The organism is Sphingomonas sp. R1, from assembly GCF_025960285.1.
GTDB lineage: Bacteria > Pseudomonadota > Alphaproteobacteria > Sphingomonadales > Sphingomonadaceae > Sphingomonas.
On sequence record NZ_CP110111.1, the window covers coordinates 3,011,419 to 3,029,709 of the forward strand.

21 protein-coding genes are annotated in these 18,291 nt (G+C 67.7%); 16 read left to right on the top strand and 5 right to left on the bottom strand.

Annotated elements, in window-relative coordinates:
- Positions 1–1,560 carry an apolipoprotein N-acyltransferase gene (gene lnt, locus OIM94_RS14430; protein WP_264607391.1) on the bottom strand — a complete coding sequence of 520 codons (1,560 nt, stop codon included), beginning with the start codon at positions 1,558–1,560 and terminating at the stop codon, positions 1–3.
- A gap of 119 nt (positions 1,561–1,679) precedes the next feature.
- Between lnt and OIM94_RS14435 the strand changes: the two genes are divergently transcribed.
- The 13 genes from OIM94_RS14435 (at position 1,680) to OIM94_RS14495 (ending at position 10,726) form a co-directional block, all read left to right on the top strand.
- Entirely contained in the window at positions 1,680–2,255 is a 576-nt protein-coding gene (locus OIM94_RS14435; protein ID WP_264609917.1) for a NifU family protein, read from the top strand.
- A gap of 45 nt (positions 2,256–2,300) precedes the next feature.
- The gene (locus OIM94_RS14440) at positions 2,301–2,894 is read left to right on the top strand and encodes a malonic semialdehyde reductase (RefSeq protein ID WP_264607392.1); all 594 of its coding nucleotides are present in this window, start codon (positions 2,301–2,303) and stop codon (positions 2,892–2,894) included.
- A gap of 32 nt (positions 2,895–2,926) precedes the next feature.
- A complete protein-coding gene (gene tsaB / locus OIM94_RS14445; RefSeq protein ID WP_264607393.1) occupies positions 2,927–3,568 on the top strand; it encodes a tRNA (adenosine(37)-N6)-threonylcarbamoyltransferase complex dimerization subunit type 1 TsaB in 642 nt (213 codons plus the stop codon).
- Positions 3,565–4,044, top strand: coding sequence for a GNAT family N-acetyltransferase (locus OIM94_RS14450; RefSeq protein ID WP_264607394.1), 480 nt, complete (start codon positions 3,565–3,567; stop codon positions 4,042–4,044). Before tsaB ends, OIM94_RS14450 begins: the two co-directional genes overlap by 4 nt.
- A 110-nt stretch (positions 4,045–4,154) precedes the next feature.
- Positions 4,155–4,571, top strand: coding sequence for a MucR family transcriptional regulator (locus OIM94_RS14455; protein ID WP_264607395.1), 417 nt, complete (start codon positions 4,155–4,157; stop codon positions 4,569–4,571).
- Between the two features lie 124 nt (positions 4,572–4,695).
- Positions 4,696–5,118, top strand: coding sequence for a Fur family transcriptional regulator (locus tag OIM94_RS14460; RefSeq protein ID WP_010543711.1), 423 nt, complete (start codon positions 4,696–4,698; stop codon positions 5,116–5,118).
- Positions 5,096–5,977, top strand: coding sequence for a lysophospholipid acyltransferase family protein (locus OIM94_RS14465; RefSeq protein WP_413716359.1), 882 nt, complete (start codon positions 5,096–5,098; stop codon positions 5,975–5,977). Before OIM94_RS14460 ends, OIM94_RS14465 begins: the two co-directional genes overlap by 23 nt.
- 92 nt (positions 5,978–6,069) lie before the next feature.
- Positions 6,070–7,380 (top strand): tRNA (N6-isopentenyl adenosine(37)-C2)-methylthiotransferase MiaB, encoded by a 1,311-nt coding sequence (gene miaB / locus OIM94_RS14470; protein ID WP_264607396.1) that lies wholly within the window; start codon positions 6,070–6,072, stop codon positions 7,378–7,380.
- Positions 7,381–7,597: 217 nt separating this feature from the next.
- On the top strand, positions 7,598–8,602 hold the full coding sequence (locus OIM94_RS14475; RefSeq protein ID WP_264607397.1) for a PhoH family protein: 1,005 nt from the start codon (positions 7,598–7,600) through the stop codon (positions 8,600–8,602).
- A gap of 51 nt (positions 8,603–8,653) precedes the next feature.
- On the top strand, positions 8,654–8,905 hold the full coding sequence (locus OIM94_RS14480) for a type II toxin-antitoxin system VapB family antitoxin (protein ID WP_264607398.1): 252 nt from the start codon (positions 8,654–8,656) through the stop codon (positions 8,903–8,905).
- Entirely contained in the window at positions 8,902–9,297 is a 396-nt protein-coding gene (locus OIM94_RS14485; RefSeq protein ID WP_264607399.1) for a type II toxin-antitoxin system VapC family toxin, read from the top strand. Before OIM94_RS14480 ends, OIM94_RS14485 begins: the two co-directional genes overlap by 4 nt.
- On the top strand, positions 9,297–9,806 hold the full coding sequence (gene ybeY, locus OIM94_RS14490; protein WP_264607400.1) for an rRNA maturation RNase YbeY: 510 nt from the start codon (positions 9,297–9,299) through the stop codon (positions 9,804–9,806). Before OIM94_RS14485 ends, ybeY begins: the two co-directional genes overlap by 1 nt.
- Before the next feature lie 8 nt (positions 9,807–9,814).
- Entirely contained in the window at positions 9,815–10,726 is a 912-nt protein-coding gene (locus OIM94_RS14495; protein WP_264607401.1) for a hemolysin family protein, read from the top strand.
- 133 nt (positions 10,727–10,859) lie between these two features.
- On the opposite strand, the gene pgeF is transcribed toward OIM94_RS14495, so the two are convergent.
- The 4 genes from pgeF to lgt are packed head-to-tail and all read right to left on the bottom strand — an operon-like array spanning position 10,860 to position 14,110.
- Positions 10,860–11,627: a peptidoglycan editing factor PgeF gene (gene pgeF / locus OIM94_RS14500; protein WP_264607402.1), complete on the bottom strand. Its 768-nt coding sequence runs from the start codon at positions 11,625–11,627 to the stop codon at positions 10,860–10,862.
- The gene (locus tag OIM94_RS14505) at positions 11,624–12,127 is read right to left on the bottom strand and encodes a GNAT family N-acetyltransferase (protein WP_264607403.1); all 504 of its coding nucleotides are present in this window, start codon (positions 12,125–12,127) and stop codon (positions 11,624–11,626) included. The genes pgeF and OIM94_RS14505 overlap by 4 nt, the downstream gene beginning before the upstream one ends.
- Positions 12,124–13,218: a class I SAM-dependent methyltransferase gene (locus tag OIM94_RS14510; RefSeq protein WP_264607404.1), complete on the bottom strand. Its 1,095-nt coding sequence runs from the start codon at positions 13,216–13,218 to the stop codon at positions 12,124–12,126. The genes OIM94_RS14505 and OIM94_RS14510 overlap by 4 nt, the downstream gene beginning before the upstream one ends.
- 10 nt (positions 13,219–13,228) lie before the next feature.
- Entirely contained in the window at positions 13,229–14,110 is an 882-nt protein-coding gene (lgt, locus tag OIM94_RS14515) for a prolipoprotein diacylglyceryl transferase (protein ID WP_413716403.1), read from the bottom strand.
- A 127-nt stretch (positions 14,111–14,237) separates the two neighbouring features.
- Between lgt and OIM94_RS14520 the strand changes: the two genes are divergently transcribed.
- From OIM94_RS14520 to phbB, 3 genes are read left to right on the top strand one after another with little or no spacing between them, the layout of a single operon-like run.
- Positions 14,238–16,481, top strand: a complete 2,244-nt coding sequence (locus OIM94_RS14520; RefSeq protein ID WP_264607406.1) for a xanthine dehydrogenase family protein molybdopterin-binding subunit — start codon at positions 14,238–14,240, stop codon at positions 16,479–16,481.
- Positions 16,478–17,485, top strand: a complete 1,008-nt coding sequence (gene hemH, locus OIM94_RS14525) for a ferrochelatase (protein ID WP_264607407.1) — start codon at positions 16,478–16,480, stop codon at positions 17,483–17,485. The genes OIM94_RS14520 and hemH overlap by 4 nt, the downstream gene beginning before the upstream one ends.
- Positions 17,486–17,519: 34 nt before the next feature.
- Positions 17,520–18,242 carry an acetoacetyl-CoA reductase gene (phbB, locus tag OIM94_RS14530; RefSeq protein WP_264607408.1) on the top strand — a complete coding sequence of 241 codons (723 nt, stop codon included), beginning with the start codon at positions 17,520–17,522 and terminating at the stop codon, positions 18,240–18,242.
- The last annotated feature ends 49 nt before the right edge of the window (positions 18,243–18,291 follow it).

Genomic DNA, 18,291 nt, shown 5'->3' on the forward strand with positions numbered 1-18,291 from the left:
CTAGCGAGCCCACCGCCGATTGGCAATCGCGAACAAGCCCGTAAGCGCGGCGAACAGCAGCACCATCCAGTTGCCGAGTTTCGAGAACAGCGTGGGTGCCAGCGGTCGGGGCAGGGGCAGGCGGATCGCGCCGGCCTGGCCCGCGGGCACTGTCGCAAGCAGGCGGCCGTGGCCGTCGATCAGCGCCGAGATGCCGGTGGGGGTGGAACGCAGGATCGGCAGGCCTTCCTCGATCGCGCGGAGCCGGGCTTGGGCAAGGTGCTGCGGCGGGCCCCAGCGACCGAACCACGCATCGTTGGACGGATTGAACAGAAAGTCCGGGCGATGGGCGCGGTCGACCACCTGGCCGGAAAAGATGATCTCGTAGCAGATCTGGATCCCCGCACTGCCGAAGCCCGGCAGCGCGATCGCGCGCGGGCCGGGGCCCGAGAGATAGTCGACATCGCCCATCACCAGCCGCGCCAGCCCCAGCGGCGCAAGCAGCGGACGCATCGGCAGATATTCGCCGTACGGCACGAGATGCGCCTTGTCGTAGCGTCCGGCCAGCATGCCGTCCGGGTCGAGCGCGAACACCGAGTTGCCGGCGCCCTGCAATCGGTCGTCCCGGCCGAATGCGAGCGCGTTGCCACCGATCAGAGCGCGGTCCCACGGCCCGAGCACCGCCGCGATCCGCGCGCGGACCAGGCGCGGGTCCTGCCGGTACCATGGCGCCGGATAGCCATCCTCGACGAAGTAATCGACCATGCCCTCGGGCCAGACGACGAGGCGCGGAAGCGCGCCGGGCTTGCCGCTCAGCGCGAGCATGCGGTTGAGCAGGAACTCGGCGTAATCAGGGCGGCGCACCGCATCCTGGCCGATGTTCGGCTGGACGATCACCACCTCGGTGCCGCTCGCGGTGCTGACGCAGCGGATATGATCGCAGCGATCCGACCAGCCGAGGTTGAGTGCGAGCAGCGCGATCGCCGTTACCAGTAGCGGCCGGTACTGCCGCTTGGCGGCCAGATACAGTGCGCCGGCGATCGCGATCGTGACGCCGGAGAGCGCGTAGGTGCCGAGCAGCGTCGCGAGGGTGCGGACGCCGGGCACCGGCACCCACAGCACGGCGAGCGGGTTCCACGGATAGCCGGTGAACACCCAGCCGCGCAGCCATTCCGTCACGATCCAGGCGGCGCTGGCGGCAAAGACATAGCCGAGATCGGCCTCGTTCCAGCCGGACTTCGCCTTTACCTTGTGCGCAAACGCCCACGCCGCCCCCATCGCCAGCGCCGGATAGACGGCGAGGTAGAGCGACAGCAGCACCACCGCGAGGTAGCCGAGCGCCGGCGGCATCTTGTCCTGATAGTCGAAGGCGTGCTGAATCCAATTGTCCCCCACGGTGAAGTGGCCGAGCCCGAATAGCCAGCCGCGGAGCAGCGCGCGCGGCAGTGTCGGCGCGGCATGGACGAGCGCGAGCAGACCGGCGAAGCAGACCAGGGCGAGCGGCCACCATTCGAGCGGCGCGAACCCGGTGGCGGAGACGAGGCCGAGAAGGAGCGAGGCGAGCATCGGACGACGAAACATCGCCGGCGGGCCTACACGATGTGTGGGGGAAGGGGGAGGGGCTTGAGAACGCCCCCGGCAACGCAGCGTTTCCCCAGCACCTGCTTGATCCCGCGCAAGGACACGCCCATGTGAGCGCCATGCTGATCGAGACCGAAGCCACGCCCAACCCCGCCACGCTCAAGTTCCTGCCCGGCAGGGTGGTGATGGAGGCGGGTACCCGCGATTTCGCCAGCCCGGAGGACGCGGAGGCGTCGCCGCTCGCCACTGCGCTGTTCGCGCTCGGCGACGTGACCGGCGTGTTCTATGGCCGCGACTTCATCTCGGTCACCGTGGCACCCGGCGTCGAATGGTCGGTGCTCAAGCCTGACGTGCTCGGGATCCTGCTCGATCATTTCTCGGCGAACATGCCGCTGTTCATGGCAGGTTCGGCCGCGGGCTTCAGCGTCCCGCCGGAAAGTGCCGACTTCGGCGACAATCCCGAGGATGCCGATATCATCGCGCAGATCCGCGAGCTGATCGACACGCGCATTCGCCCGGCCGTGGCGAACGACGGCGGCGACATCGTCTATCGCGGGTTCAACGAGGGCAAGGTCTATCTCCAGATGCAGGGCGCCTGTTCGGGCTGCCCCTCGTCCACGGCGACGCTGAAGGGCGGCATCGAGCAGTTGCTCAAATATTATGTCCCCGAAGTCACCGAGGTGCGCGCGATCTGAACGCGCGCGGCTTTTTCATTTCCAGCACGAGAAGGACCGGAGCCCATGGGCCAGCCGCTGAACGACGTCGCCCTCGACACGATCTTCCGCACCGCGCGGACTTACAACGGCTACACCGACCAGCCCGTCACCCCGGCGGACATCGCGGCAATCTACGATCTGCTCAAGATGGGGCCAACCTCGGTCAACCAGCAGTCGGCGCGGTTCGTCTGGGTACTGAGCCAGGAGGGCAAGGACAAGCTCGCCAGCCTGTCCAGCGGCAGCAATGCCGAGAAGATCCGCAAGGCGCCGGCGAGCGTGATCATCGGCTACGACATCAACTTCCACGAGCATCTGCCCGAGCTGTTCCCGCACGCGCCGGAAGCCAGGAACTGGTTCCCCACCGAGGAAGGTCGCCGCGAACAGGCATTCCGCAATTCCTCGCTGCAGGGCGCCTATTTCATCATCGCCGCGCGCGCGCTGGGCTTTGATACCGGTCCGATGTCGGGCTTCGACAATGCCAAGGTCGACGAGGCCTTTTTCGGCGACCAGCCGAACGTGAAGTCGAACTTCATCTCGACGCTCGGCGTCGGCGATCCCACGACGATCTTCGCGCGGTCGCCGCGCCCGGCCTTCGATCAGTTCAACACGGTGATTTGACCTGCCCCCGGTTCTTTGGGTAGCGCGGGGCGATGGCTGACGCCCCGCGACTTCTTGTGATCGAAACCGCCACCGCCGCCTGTTCGGTGGCGTTGCTGCACGGCGCCCAAGTGCTGGCCCAGACCCATGAACTGGTGGGGCGGGGGCACGCCGAGCGACTGGTTCCGATGATCGGCGAGCTACCCGGCGGCGGGCGGGCGGATGCGATCCTCGTTGATGTCGGCCCCGGCAGTTTCACCGGGGTTCGCGTCGGGCTCGCTGCCGCGCGCGGCTTGGCGATCGGCTGGGGCGTGCCGGTGCGCGGCTATTCCTCGCTCGCGCTGATCGCCGCTGCCGGTTTCGCCTCCGATCCGGATCTGGATCGTGTTTCCGTCGTGCTCGAAGGCGGGCATGGAGAAGTGTTCGTCCAGCACTTTTCGGCTCCCTTGATCGAAACCGCACCGCTCGTCTCGCTGCCCCCCGATGCGGCGCTTGCCGTGCTCGACGGCCGGGTCGCGATCGGCAGTGGCGTGCGGCGTCTGGCGCCGCTTGCCGAAGGGCTCGATCTGCGCGAGGCGCTGCCCCGCGCCGCCGATGCGGTGCTTCTGCCAGCCGACTTTACCACGCTGCCGCCGCGCCCGCTTTATGGCCGCGGCCCGGATGCCAAGACCTTGGCGGAGCGCGGCCTGGCATGAGCGCTGCTGCACCCCGGCCGATCGAGTTGCGCGAGGGCGGGGTGCACGATTTGCCGTCCGTCTGCCGCATCATGCAGGCGGCGTTCGACCCTGCCTTTGGCGAGGCGTGGACCCAGCCGCAATGCATGGGAATGATGGCGCTTTCGGGCGTGTGGCTGCTGATTGCCAGCATCGACGGGCAGGATTGCGGGTTCGCGATGGCGCGCGCCATGCTGGACGAGGCTGAATTGCTGCTGCTGGCGACCAGTCCTGCCGCGCGCGGACGGGGTGTCGGTGGCGCATTGCTGCGCGCGGTGGCGGCAGAGTCGCGCAATCGCCGCGCGGCGACGCTGCATCTCGAGGTTCGCGAAGGCAATGGCGCGGTGCGACTCTACCAGCGCGAGGGGTTCAAGAAGGTCGGCGAACGTCGCGGCTATTATCGCGGTACTAATGGCCAGACGTTCAATGCTCTCACTTTGGCACGGCCACTGCGATAAATTTTACTCGACTTGCGACGCGATCTCTTGCCAATCGTTGTGCTTCGAACGATAGAGCATCGCAGGCGACAGCAAACAATAGTCGCCGTAAATGGGTCGAAAGGAACATCATGGAAGCTTCGTCTGAAATTCAGGAAACCCTCATCGCGCTGACCGCCGATATTGTTGCAGCGCATGTCAGCAACAACAGCGTCGCCGTGTCGGACCTTCCGCAGCTGATCGCGAACGTGCACGGCGCGCTGAGCGGCCTCGGCACCGTCCAGCCCGAGCCGGAAGTGAAGCAGGAGCCGGCCGTTTCGGTGCGCGCTTCGGTGAAGCCGGACTATATCGTCTGCCTCGAAGACGGTAAGAAGCTGAAGATGCTGAAGCGCCACCTGATGACGCACTATCAGATGACGCCGGAACAGTATCGCGCCAAGTGGAACCTGCCGGCCGACTATCCGATGGTCGCCCCGAACTATGCCGAGCAGCGCCGCAGCCTGGCGAAGAAGATCGGCCTGGGCACCAAGCGTCGCAAGACCCGCTGATCCGTCCACCCCAGGACAGCAATAGAAACGCCGGCCCGGACCCCGTCCGCGGCCGGCGTTTTCCTTTCGGACGATCCGGAGGCTTGCCCTTTTCGGCGGGCGCGGATGGCGCTACAGCGGTGTCATGGCTCGCAAGATCGATCTCGAAGCGCTCTGTCACGAAAAGGGGCTGCGCATCACCGAACAGCGCAAGGTGATCGCGCGCGTATTGTCCGATGCGGACGATCATCCCGATGTGGAAAAGGTCTATGAGCGCGCCGCCGCGATCGATCCCGGTATCTCGATCGCCACCGTGTACCGCACCGTTCGCCTGTTCGAGGAGGCCGGCATCCTGGATCGCCACGATTTCGGCGACGGGCGCGCCCGCTACGAACCGGCGCCCGAGGCGCATCACGATCACCTGATCGACGTGGAGAGCGGCAAGGTGATCGAGTTCGTCGACCCTGAGCTGGAGCTGCTGCAGAAGCAGATCGCCGAACGGCTGGGCTTCCGCCTGGTCGACCACCGCATGGAACTCTACGGGGTTGCGCTCGACCGCAAGAACTGAGCGCGCCCGGCGCCGCCGCGAGGAAGCGACCCAGGGGCTGCCGTCGCAGCTGACTGCGGGCGAAACCCTGCGCGTCTGGTTCCGGGTGGCGCGTCTGGCGCTGGCGCTCGCGGTGCATGTGCCGCTCCACTATCTGTTCCGCCTGGTCCGGCTCCCGTCGCCCTGGCCGCGTTTGTTCCTGGCGAGCGCGGCGCGCATCGCAGGCGCCAAGGTGCGATGCGTCGGCACGCCGCTGAAGCGGGACGTGTTCTACGTTTCCAATCATGTCAGCTGGATCGACATTCTCGCGCTGGGGGGAGCGAGCGGTACGGCGTTCGTCGCGAAGGCGGAAATCGGTGCCTCGCCGCTGGTCGGCTGGCTCGCGGGGCTCAATCGCACCGTGTACGTGAAGCGCGAGAATCGCATGGGCGTCGCTGAGCAGATCAACCAGCTGCGCGATGCGCTGGCGGAGACCTGGGCCGTGACGGTGTTCCCGGAGGGCACGACCACCGACGGCAAGTCGTTGCTGCCGTTCAAGACGCCGATGCTGCGGGTGCTGGAGCCGCCGCCGCCCGGCGTGATGGTGCAGCCGGTGGTGCTGGACTATGGCTCGGCCGGCGAGGACATCGGCTGGATTGGGCAGGAGCGGGGACTGAACAACGCCAAGCGCGTGCTGGCCCGCAAGCAGCGTTTCCGGCTGCGTGTCCACTTCCTCGAGCCGTTCGATCCGCGCGACTTTCCCGGTCGAAAGGCGATCGCGGCGGAAAGCCGGCGGCGGATAGAGGAGGCGCTGGTCCGCACCCTCGGGCAGCCGCTGCGGCCGTTCCGGTTCGCGGACGACCCTATCGGGTACAAAACGCCGGTGGACGGGCAGGGCTGAAGCTCCCGCCGGCGTTCCTCTCGATGGTGGGCGGGCGCGCATGCCCCAAGGCCTGTTTCTTGCCGTCATTTGCGCGTATAGGCGCGCCGATCATGACCACCCCCAAGACCTATCACGTCAAGTCGTACGGCTGCCAGATGAACGTCTATGATGGCGAGCGCATGGGCGAGCTGATGGCCGCCCAGGGCCTCGTCGCCGCGGATGCCGACCAAGCCGATCTCGTTGTCCTCAACACCTGCCATATCCGCGAGAAGGCGACCGAGAAGGTCTATTCGGAGATCGGCCGGCTCAAGCTGCGCGAGGCGGGAAAGCCGATGATCGCGGTCGCCGGCTGCGTGGCGCAGGCCGAGGGCGAGGAGATTGCCCGCCGCGCCAAGGTGGACGTGGTGGTCGGCCCGCAGGCCTATCACAATCTGCCGGACCTGGTGGACAAGGCCGCCAAGGGCGAGCTGGGCCTCGACACCGACATGCCGATCGCGAGCAAGTTCGGCAAGCTGCCCACCCGCCGCAAGGTGGGCGCGAGCGCGTTCCTCACCGTGCAGGAAGGGTGCGACAAGTTCTGCACCTATTGCGTGGTGCCCTACACGCGCGGCGCAGAAGTGAGCCGCCCTTATGCCGCGATCGTCGACGAGGCCAGGGCGCTGGTCGATGCCGGCGCACGCGAGATCACGCTGCTTGGCCAGAACGTCAACGCCTGGGGCGACGACGACGGCCGCGGCCTGCATGACCTGATCATCGCGCTGGACCGGATCGAGGGGCTCGCCCGCATTCGGTACACCACCAGCCATCCCAACGACATGGCCGATGGATTGATCGAGGCGCACGCCCATGTGCCCAAGCTGATGCCGTTTCTGCACCTGCCGGTTCAGGCGGGCAGCGACCGTATCCTCAAGGCGATGAACCGCAGCCACACGCGCGATTCCTATCTCCGCATCCTCGAGCGCGTCCGCGCCGCGCGGCCGGACATCGCGCTTTCGGGCGATTTCATCGTCGCCTTCCCCGGCGAGACCGAGGCGGAGTTCGAGGAAACGCTGCAGCTGGTCGACGCGGTTGGATATGCGCAGTGCTTCAGCTTCAAATATTCGCCGCGCCCCGGCACCCCGGCGGCCGAGCTGGTCGACCAATATCTGCCCGAGGCGGTGGCCGACGAGCGGCTGCAGCGCTTGCAGGCGGCGCTGGGCCGGCATTCGCAGGCGTTCAATGCCGCAAGCGTCGGGCGGCGCTGTTCGGTGCTGATCGAGCGGGTCGGACGCAAGCCCGGCCAGATGATCGGCAAGTCGCCCTGGCTCCAGTCGGTCCATCTGGAAACGAGCGCTAGGATCGGCGACCTGATCGAGGTGGAGCTGGTCAGCGCGGGGCCCAACTCGCTGGCGGGGCGCGAACTAGTCGCAGCCTCGGCCTGAGCGGGGGGGCAGGCGCCCAGCTTTCGGACCGGCTGTCGCTCGGCAGTCACATGCTGGCGATATCGAAGGCGGCACCCCATCTAGCCTCTGTGCAACGATCCGAACCTCTGCCATCCTCCCGTCAGACCATGCGCCACGGAACCTCCGTCTCCTGCCAGGCTTTGCTCCTTCGGAGCGGCAGGGATTTCGCGCCCGTCGCCAACATCGAAAGGACCGCATGAGCCGCAAGCCTGTCCCAGCCCAGTCCGGTGATCGCTCCCGGGTAGAGGTTACCTTCGACAAGCCCCAGCTCCTGCCGCAGCTCTTCGGAGAATTCGATTCCAACCTGCTGATGCTCGAGGAGCGGCTGGGCGTGTACATCCACGCGCGCGGGCAGCGGGTAGTGATCGAGGGTTCCGCGGAGGTGGTGGCGCACGCGCGCGAGGTGCTGCAGGAGCTGCACAGCCGGGTCATTCGCGGCGAGGATGTGGATGGCGGGCTCATCGATGCGGTGATCGCGATGTCGAGCGAGCCGATGTTCACGGGAATCGTCCGGGCCGAGCCTGCCGGCGGCGCGCCGAAACCTTCGATCATGATCCGGACGCGGAAGAAGACGATCGTGCCGCGTTCGGTGACGCAGACGCATTACATGCGCGAGCTCGCCTCGAACGACCTGATCTTCGCGCTCGGCCCGGCGGGTACCGGCAAGACCTATCTGGCCGTGGCGCAGGCCGTCGCGCAGCTGATCACCGGCAGCGTCCAGCGGTTGATTCTTTCGCGCCCCGCGGTGGAAGCGGGCGAGCGGCTGGGCTTCCTCCCCGGTGACATGAAGGAGAAGGTCGATCCCTATCTCCGCCCGATCTACGACGCGCTCTACGATTGCCTGCCCGCCGAGCAGGTGGAGCGGCGCATCGCCAGCGGCGAGATCGAGATCGCGCCGATCGCGTTCATGCGCGGCCGGACGCTGGCCGATGCGTTCGTCATCCTCGACGAGGCGCAGAACACCACGCCGATGCAGATGAAGATGTTCCTCACCCGTTTCGGCCAGAACAGCCGGATGGTGATCTGCGGCGACCCCAACCAGACCGACTTGCCCGGCGGGCCAAACGCCTCGGGGCTGAACGACGCGGTCCACCGTCTGGAGGGCGTGGAGGGCATCTCGATGGTCCGCTTCGGCGTGGGCGACGTGGTGCGCCACCCGATCGTCGGCCGCATCGTCGCGGCCTATGAGGGCGAAGGTTGAAGGCTGGGATATCCCATTCTACATTCGGGATATCCCTTTCGGAGGCGCGGCGTGGCATCGCTCTACATCAAGGACCCGGACACCGCGGCGCTTGCCGCCGAGGTCGCGGCCGCGCTCGGCACCACCAAGACCGAGGCAGTGCGCGACAGCCTGTTGCGGCGGAAGGCCGAGCTCGAGGCCAAAGACAGAGCGCAGGACGTGCTTCGCAAGCTCGATGCGCATCGCCGTGCCCATCCGCTGCCGCCGCCGATCGGCCTGCCTGCCAACAAGGCCTTTTTCGACGAGCTGTGGGGCGAGGCTTGACGCTGTTCGTCGACGCATCGGCGATGATCGCGATCATCGCTGAGGAACCCGAGCGCGATCGGCTGGTGGTCGAGGCAGTCGAGGGCGCGCCGGCGCTCTGGTCGGCAATGGTCGCCTGGGAAACCGTCGCCGCGCTCTCGCGTTCGCGCGAAATGGATATGACCGCAGCACGCCAGGAAGCGACGCTCCACGCCGACCAGCTCGGGCTGAAGCTGGTGTCGATCGGTGCCCGCGAGCTGGAACTGGCGCTCGATGCCTATCAGCAGTTCGGCAAGGGCCGGCACCCGGACGGACTCAACATGGGCGACTGCTTCGCCTATGCGTGCGCCAAATCCCATGATGCGCGTCTGCTCTACAAGGGCGACGATTTCTCCAAGACGGACCTCGCCTGATGCTCGACGTTGCCGCCCTCCCCGAAGCGCCCTGGCCGGATGGCGAGTGGGAATCGCTTGCGCTGCGCGCGGCCGAGGCTGCCATCGCGCAGACGCCCTATGCCGATTGGCGGGGCTCGCCGACCGCGATCGAAGTGGCGGTGCGCTTCACCAGCGACGACGAAGTCCACACCCTCAATCGCCAGTATCGCGACAAGGACAAGCCGACCAACGTGCTGTCCTTCCCGATGATCCAGCCCGATCTGCTCGACGCCGTCACCCAGAACAGCGATGATGGCGAAGTATTGCTGGGCGATATCGTGCTTGCGCACGGCGTCTGTTCGGTGGAAGCGGAAGAGCGCGGCATTTCCGTGGAAGATCATGCCACGCACCTGATTGTTCATGGCATGCTGCATCTGCTAGGCTATGACCATATCGAGGATGGCGAGGCGGAGGCCATGGAGGCGATGGAACAGGCCGCCATGGCAGCGCTGAACCTGCACGATCCCTATCCCGTACGCGAGGATTGAACACCAGCATGAACGAGGGCCCTAGTACCGGCTCGCCCGAACACCGACACGAAAATGGGGGCATCTGGCGCAGTCTGCGCGCACTCCTGTTCGGCGAGGAACAGGAAGAGACGCTGCGCGAGCGGCTGGAAGAAGCCATCGAGGAGCATGAGAGCGACGGCGGCACCCCGCCGGCAGGCGACCTCGCCCCGATCGAGCGCCAGATGCTCAAGAACCTGCTGCACTTCGGCGAGCGCGATGCCGGCGACGTGGGTGTACCCCGCGCGGATATCATTGCGGTGGAGGAGCAGACCAGCTTCCCCGACCTCGTCCAGCTCTTCGCCGAGGCGGGCCATAGCCGCCTGCCGGTCTATCGCGAGGAACTCGATACGATCATCGGCATGGTCCACATCAAGGACGTGTTCGAGATCCTGGCCAAGGGCGAGGCCCATCCGCCCAGCATCGCCGGACTGATCCGCCAGCCGCTCTACGTCCCACAGTCGATGGGCGCGCTCGACCTGCTCGCGCAGATGCGGGTGAAGCGCACTCACCTTGCCATCGTGCTCGATGAATATTCGGGCACCGAGGGGCTGATCACGATCGAGGACCTGATCGAGGAGATCGTCGGCGAGATCGAGGACGAGCATGACGAGGCGCCCGCCGCGCTGATCGTGCCGATCGACGGTGGCGGCTGGGAAGCCGATGCCCGCGCCGAGCTGGAGGACGTCGCCGAGACGGTGGATCCGCGGCTGGCCGAGGTGGAGGAGGATGTCGACACGATCGGCGGGCTCGCCTTCGTGCTGGCAGGCCATGTGCCCGCGGTGGGCGAATGCCTGGAGCATGACAGCGGCTGGAAGCTCGAGGTGATCGATGCCGACGAGCGCAAGGTGAACCGCCTGCGGCTGCATCCGCCGGAAGTGCGGGTGGAAGACGCGGCGTAATGCCCTTCGGCTTTGGAAGGCGCCTTTCCCCAAGCGTCATGCCAGCGCACGCTGGCGTCTCTTGCAGGAGCGCGTTCCGTTCTCGTCGAGCCCTGAGAAACCCCAGCTTTCGCTGGGGTGACGGCGAAGGCGCTTACCCCGGCAGCCCGATCAGGCTGATCTGTCGGCCATAATCGGGTTCCAGCCGGTGGGTCGCGCGACGGAAGCTGAAGAACCGGTCCTCGTTCGGGTAGGTGTCGAGGCCCAGCGCCTCGATCGTGCGCAGGCCGGCCAGCGCGAGCCGATGGACGACATAAGCCTCCAGGTCGAACTGGAAATGCTCGGGCCGGCCATCCGCAAAGAAGCGTTCGTTGGCTGCATCCTGCGTGCAGAAGCGCTGGAAAAAGGCGGCATCCACCTCGTAGCTGGCACGTGCGATGCAGGGGCCGACCGCGGCGGCGATATGCTCGCGGCGGGCGCCCAGCGCCTCCATCGCGGAAATGGTGGAGTCGGTCACGCCGCCGATCGCGCCCTTCCATCCGGCATGTGCCGCCCCGACCACACCCGCTTCGCGATCGGCGAACAGCACGGGCGCGCAATCAGCGGTAAGGATGCCGAGCACCAGCCCCGGACGGTTCGTGACCAGCGCATCGGCGCGGGGGCGCAGATCTTCGTCAAACGGTGCGACTACCGTCACCGCGTCCGCGGAATGCACCTGATAGACGGTGACCAGCCGCGCGCCGGGCAGCACGGCCTGCACCGCGAGCCGCCGGTTCTGCGCGATCGCACCCGGATCGTCGTTCGAGCCGGTGCCGACGTTCAGCCCGGCGACCATCCCGGTCGACACGCCTCCGGCGCGGCCGAGAAAGCCATGCGGCACGCCGGCAAGCGCGCGGGCGCGAACGGGATCGACCCCGCTCACAGCGCCAGCCGCATCAGCCGATCTTCATCGGCATGGTTGCCCACCATGAAGGCATAGGGTCCACGATCCTCGAAGCCGTAGCGCTCGTAGAAGCGCTTGGCGCGGTGGTTGTCGATATAGACGGAGAGCCAGAGCTCGGTCGCACCGCGCGCGCGCGCGGTCGCGAGCGCCCAGTCCATCAGCGCCTGCGCCGCACCGCTGCCCTTGGCGCGTTCCAGCAGATAGAGCTGGCGCAGTTCGATCGCCGGGCCTTCGGGCGTGGCGGGCAGGCTGATCGGCCCGAGCTTGCAATAGCCCGCGATGCCATCTGCATCCTCCAGCACCCGAAACGCAAAGGCGGGATCGGCAATCTCTGCCGCCCAGCCTTCGACGGTGAACCTGTCGAGGAAGCTGGCGAGATCCTCGCGCGCATAGAGGTGCGCAAAGGTCGCCTTGAAGCTCTCGCGGAACACCGCGTCGATCGCGCTCGCATCGGCCGGCATGGCGTCGCGGAAGGTCATGCGAACCCCGCCGGTACCGGCCAGCCCGGCGCGGTGATCGCCAGCACCTTGAACAGCGCGCCCATCTGATCGTCTCCTACCAGCCGGTTGCGGTCGGCGGCGATGGCGTCGCCGCGCTCGGGCGCCACGCGTGCCAGCGCGCGGGCGCGCTCGTCGATCCCGAGCGCCTTGAGGAAATCGCCCTGCGTGACGGGGCCGTGCACGGTCAGCCCTTCGGCCTCGGCCGCTTCCCTGAGCGTGCCGAAATCGACATGGGCGGTAAGGTCCGCCTCGCCGGGCGCATCGAACGGATTGGCGAAGGCATGGCCGCGCACCGCCTGCAGCGTGTCGCCGATCGCCGGGCCCTCATAGCCGTAATCGAGGATCAGCGCGGCGCCTCCCTGCGCCAGCAGCCGCTGGGCAAGCGCACGCAGCAGCGCGACGCTGGCGGGGGAGGTCTCCAGGATCGAGCCCGGCGCGGCGTCGCGCAGCGCGGGCGGTATCACCGGATCGAAGCCGCGGTCGCCGGTCACCGGCAGGAACAGCGTGTCCTGGCAGGCGACCAGCCGTTCGCGCCAGCCTTGCGCGGTATGCACCAGCTGGCGGATCGGCAGTGCGTCGAAAAACTCGTTCGCCACCACCAGCAGCGGCGCATCCTCGGGCAGCCCGACAAGATCGAGATGCCATTCGGCCTGCGGCACGTGTTCCTTCTGGGCCGATCGCAGTACCGGGCTCGTCTCCAGAAAATCGACCGGGGGGGCGAAGCCCGCCTTGCCCATCGCCCGCAGCGCGTCCGCGGCCAGCGTGCCCCTGCCGGGGCCGAACTCCACATAGCGCGCCGTCTCCGGGCGCCCGGCACGGTCCCACAGGTCGGCCAGCCACAGACCGATCAGCTCCCCGAACATCTGGCTGATCTCGGGTGCGGTGGTGAAGTCGCCGCGAGCGCCCAGCGGATCGCGCGTGGCGTAATAATGTGCGTTGGCCGCCCCCATGAACTGCGAGAGCGGGATCGGCCCGGCAAGGGTGATCGCCCGCGCCAGCCGCTCCGGCAGTGCCGGTTCAGCGGCGTTCTCGCGACGATCGTCCGGCTGCGCGTCGAGGGGATTGGTCATCGTGCGTCTGTCAGGCGACGCTGGGGCCGGTGATCGCCTCGATCCGCTTGCGGCGGCCGGGGGCGGTGACGATGAGGAAGATGCCCCCCGCGATCATCGGCAGGCACAGCCACTGACCCATGTGCAGACCGGTCAGATCGACCAGCCACACCAGCTGGCGATCGGGCTCGCGGAAGAACTCGACGAAGAAGCGGCACAGGCCGTAGCCGAGCAGGAAGATGCCGGCGAGCTTGCCTGGCTGGTAGCGCGAGTCGGTGCGCCAGAAGAAGAACCAGAGCACGGCGAACAGCAGCAGCCCCTCAAGGCCGGCCTCGTAGAGCTGGCTGGGGTGGCGCGCGGGCTCGGGCAGGCCGGCCCGCACGGTGCCGCGGAACACGATCGCCCAGGGCACGTCGCCCGGCTTGCCCCACAGCTCGCCGTTCACGAAGTTGGCGAGGCGGCCGAAGAACAGCCCGAAGGGTGCGCAGCACACCACATAGTCGTGGATGCGCAGCCAGTTGAGCTTGTGCTGCCAGGACAGCCAGAGGATCGCCAGCGAGGTGCCGATCACGCCGCCATGGAAGCTCATGCCGCCTTCCCACAGCATCAGGATCTGCAGCGGCGTCCGCAACATCTCCGGTGCGTAGAAAAGCACATAGCCAAGCCGGCCGCCCAGGATGATGCCGAGCGTCGCATAGAAGACGAGATCATCGGCATGCCGCCGCGCCATCGGCGCACCGGGCTGCGCCAGCAGCTTCATCAGGTACAGCCAACCCAGCAGGATGCCGCTGATATAGGCGAGCGAATACCATTTGATCTGGAAGAAGCCGAGGTTGATCGCCACCGGATCGAGGTGGAGATCGGCGTAGTGAAGATGTCCGCCGGCAGCGGCGAGCAGGGTGGGCAGCACGATTTTCCCCGGCGTGAAATGCGATTGGCCTTCGCGATAGAGCCAAATCGCCGCAAACCCAAGGGGGAGCGATCAGCGTGATCGAAAGCCCATGCTGGCGTGGGGCCGCAGGGCGCGATAGAGCGGGTCGATGGCTGGCACTTCCGCACCCCGCACCAGGCTCGATCGTCGCAGATTGTTGATCGGTGGGGGTGCCGGGCTGGGGCTGATCGTCGCCTGGGGCCTGTGGCCGCGCAGCTATGCGCCGAATCTTGCCGCCGGCCCCGGTGAAAGCCTGTTCGGCGCCTGGCTCAAGATCGGCCGAGACGGGCAGGTGCGCGTCGCGGTACCCCAGGCGGAGATGGGGCAGGGCGTCTATACCGCGCTCCCCCAGATCCTTGCCGACGAGCTGGGGGCGGACTGGCAGCTGGTCGGCGTCGAGCCCGCACCGCTCAACCCGCTCTATGCCAATGCGCTCGCCGCCCAGACGCTGTTCGCCGCCACCCTCGGCAGCCTGCCGGACACGCTGCAGCGCAGCCATGCGGCCCGCGCGGACCTGGTGCTGACCGCCGGTTCCACTTCGGTCCGCAGCTTCGAGGATGACCTCCGACAGGCGGGGGCCGCCGCGCGGGTAATGTTGTGCAAGGCGGCGGCGCGGCGCTGGGGCGTCGACTGGCAGGCCTGCGGCACCGCCGGCAACAGCGTGATCCATGGCAGCCAGCGGCTGGGCTTTGGCGATCTCGCCGAAGCGGCGGCGCGGGAAAAGGCCCCGGCACAACCGCCGCTCCGCGGTGGCGAGGCTGGACGCCTCTATGGCCAGCCGCTGCCGCGGCTCGATGCCCCGGCCAAGATCGACGGCAGCGCCAACTTCGCCGCCGACATACGCTTGCCGAACCTGGTGTTCGCGGCGATCCGGCAGGGGCCGATCGGCGAGACCGAGCTCGTTCATGTCGACCGCGCGGCGGCGAATCGCGTGCGCGGGATGCTCTCGATCGTCACTACCAAGCAGTGGGTGGCGGCGGTGGCGAGCAACTGGTGGGCCGCCGAGCGCGCCCTGCAGGCGATGCGCCCCCGCTTCCGCAACCCCGCGGCCGTGGTCAACGACGACAGCATCGATACCGCGCTGGATGCCGCGCTGTCCGGCGACGGCACCCGCATCGAGGCACGCGGCGACCTGGGCGGCGACTTTCGCGGCGCGCGGGTGGTGACGGCGGACTATCGCGTCGGCCTCGCCCCGCATGCGCCGCTGGAGCCGATGACCTGCACCGCGGACTATGCGCATGGCCGGCTGTCGCTCTGGCTGCCGACTCAGGCGCCGGGGCTTGCGCGTGCCGCGGCAGCAAAGGCGCTGGGCCTCGATCCGGCGCGGGTGACGGTGCATGCGATGCTTGGCGGCGGATCCTTCGGCGCGAAGCTGGAGGTGGATGCGGCGGTGCAGGCGGCGCTGATCTCGCAATCCGTCCAGCGGCCGGTGCAGCTGACCTGGCCGCGCGACGAGGATCTGCGGCGCGACCGATTCCGCCCCGCCGCGGCCGCGCGGCTCACCGCCAAGCTGGGGCAGGGGGGCACCATTTCCGCCTGGCTGGCCAAGGTCGCCGCCCCGGCGACCGGCCGCGAGCTGGCCAGGCGCCTCCTCGCCGGCGATGCGGTCGCAGCGGCAGGACTGGCGATGCCCGGCATGCACGACCCCGCCGCGGTCGAGGGGATCGCCCCGGCCTATGCGATCCCGAACCTCGCGGTGGATCACCATCCTGCCGAGATCGGCGTGCCGACCGGCTATTGGCGCTCCGGCGCACACAGCTACACCTGCTTCTTCGCCGAAAGCTTCGTCGACGAACTGGCGCATGTCGCCAACCGTGATCCGCTGTCGTTCCGCATGGCGATGCTGGGCAACCAGCCGCGGCTGGCGCGCTGCCTGCAGACGGCCGCGCAGCTCGGCGGCTGGCAGGGCGGCGAGCCGGGCAGCGGGCAGGGGCTGGCGGCGCACGCCTTTCGCGGTTCCTACATCGCCGTGATGGCCGAAGCGCATCTGACCCCGCAACGCGAGATCGTCGTCGAGCGGCTGGTGGCGGCGGTGGATTGCGGGCGGGTGGTGAACCCCGATCTCGTCCGCCAGCAGATCGAGGGCGGACTGCTGTTCGGTCTTGCCGCGGCGCTGGGGGCGGTGACCACGATCAGCGAGAACATCGCCGATGTGCAGACCCTTGCCGATCTCAACCTGCCGACCCTGGCGAACACGCCGGACATCACCGTCGAGATCCTGCCGAGCGGATCGGATCCCGGCGGCGTCAGCGAGCTCGCCGTTCCGCCGACCGCGCCGGCCATCGCCAATGCGCTGCAAACCGCCACCGGCACGCGGTTCCGCCGCCTGCCCCTGCTATCGGACGCCGAATGACCCTGCCTGCCGATCACCCGACGATCCCGCCTGCTCGCATCGGCGTGCTGCTGGTCAACCTCGGTACCCCCGACGCGCCCGATCCCGGCGCGGTGAAGCGCTATCTGGGCGAGTTCCTGTCCGATCGCCGCGTGGTCGAGATTCCGCCGCTTCTGTGGCAGCCGATCCTGCGCGGCATCATCCTGCGTACGCGACCGAAGAAATCGGCGCACGCCTATGCCCAAGTGTGGCGCGAGGACGGCTCGCCGCTCGCCGCGATCACCAAGGCACAGGCGCGCGGGCTGGAGGGAGCGTTCGGCCCCGGCGTGACGGTGCTGCACGCGATGCGCTACGGAAAGCCCTCGGTCGGCGAGCAGATCGCGGCGCTGAAGGCGCAGGGGTGCGAGCGCATTCTGGTGGCGCCGCTCTACCCGCAATATTGTGCTGCGACGACCGCGACCGCCAATGACGTCGCCTTCGCCGCGCTGATGGCGATGCGCTGGCAGCCGGCGCTGCGCACGCTGCCCCCCTATTACGACGACCCGGCCTATATCGCCGCGCTGAAGACGAGCGTCGAGGAGGGGCTGGCGGCGCTGGACTTCACCCCGGATGCGGTGATCGCGAGCTTCCACGGGATGCCGCAACGTACGCTGGAGCTGGGCGACCCCTATCACTGCCACTGCCGCAAGACCGGCCGCCTGCTGGGCGAGGCGCTGGGGCGGGAGCTGATCGTCACCTTCCAGTCGCGATTCGGCCGCGCCAAATGGCTGGAGCCGGCGACCGACACGATGCTCGAGGCGCTGCCCGCCAGGGGCATCAAGCGCGTGGCGATCGTCGCACCGGGTTTCTCGGCCGATTGCCTGGAAACGCTGGAAGAACTGGCGATTCGTGGCCGCGAGTCCTTCGTCGAAGCGGGCGGTACGAATTTCGCATATTTGCCTTGTCTCAATGATAGCGGCGCGGGCATGGGGTTGCTCCGACATATCATCGGGCGCGAACTTGCCGGCTGGGTGGACCCCGCCTAGCCATTTCTTGGGTTTGATTTGGAGAGGAAGGCACATGGCACGTGTAGCGATCGTCACCGGCGGCACCCGCGGTATTGGTGAGGCGATCAGTCTGGCGCTCAAGGACGCCGGCGTCACCGTCGCGGCCAATTATGCCGGCAATGACGAGAAGGCCGCCGCCTTCACCGAACGTACCGGGATCAAGGCCTATAAGTGGGACGTGGGCGATTTCGATGCCTGCGCCGCTGGTGTGCAGCAGGTGGAAGCGGAGCTCGGCCCGGTCGACATCGTCGTCAACAATGCCGGCATCACCCGCGACGGCACCATCCTGAAGATGACCCGCGACATGTGGGAAGACGTGATCCGCATCAACCTGGGCGGCTGCTTCAACATGGCGCATGCCGTGTTCCCGGGCATGCGCACCCGCAAATGGGGCCGCATCGTCAATATCGGCTCGATCAACGGCCAGGCCGGCCAGTATGGCCAGGTGAACTATGCCGCCGCCAAGTCGGGCATCCACGGCTTCACCAAGGCGCTGGCGCAGGAAGGCGCACGCTTCGGTGTGACCGTCAACGCGATCGCCCCGGGCTATATCGATACGGACATGGTCGCGGCGGTGCCGGCGGACGTGCTGGAGAAGATCGTCGCCAAGATCCCCGTCGGCCGACTTGGCCAGGCGAACGAGATCGCGCGCGCGGTGGCGTTCCTCTGCGCCGAGGAGGGCGGCTTCGTCACCGGATCGACGCTGTCGATCAACGGCGGCCAGCACATGTACTGAACGAACAAGGGGGCCGGATCCTTGCGGATCCGGCCCCCGGCGTCTCTCG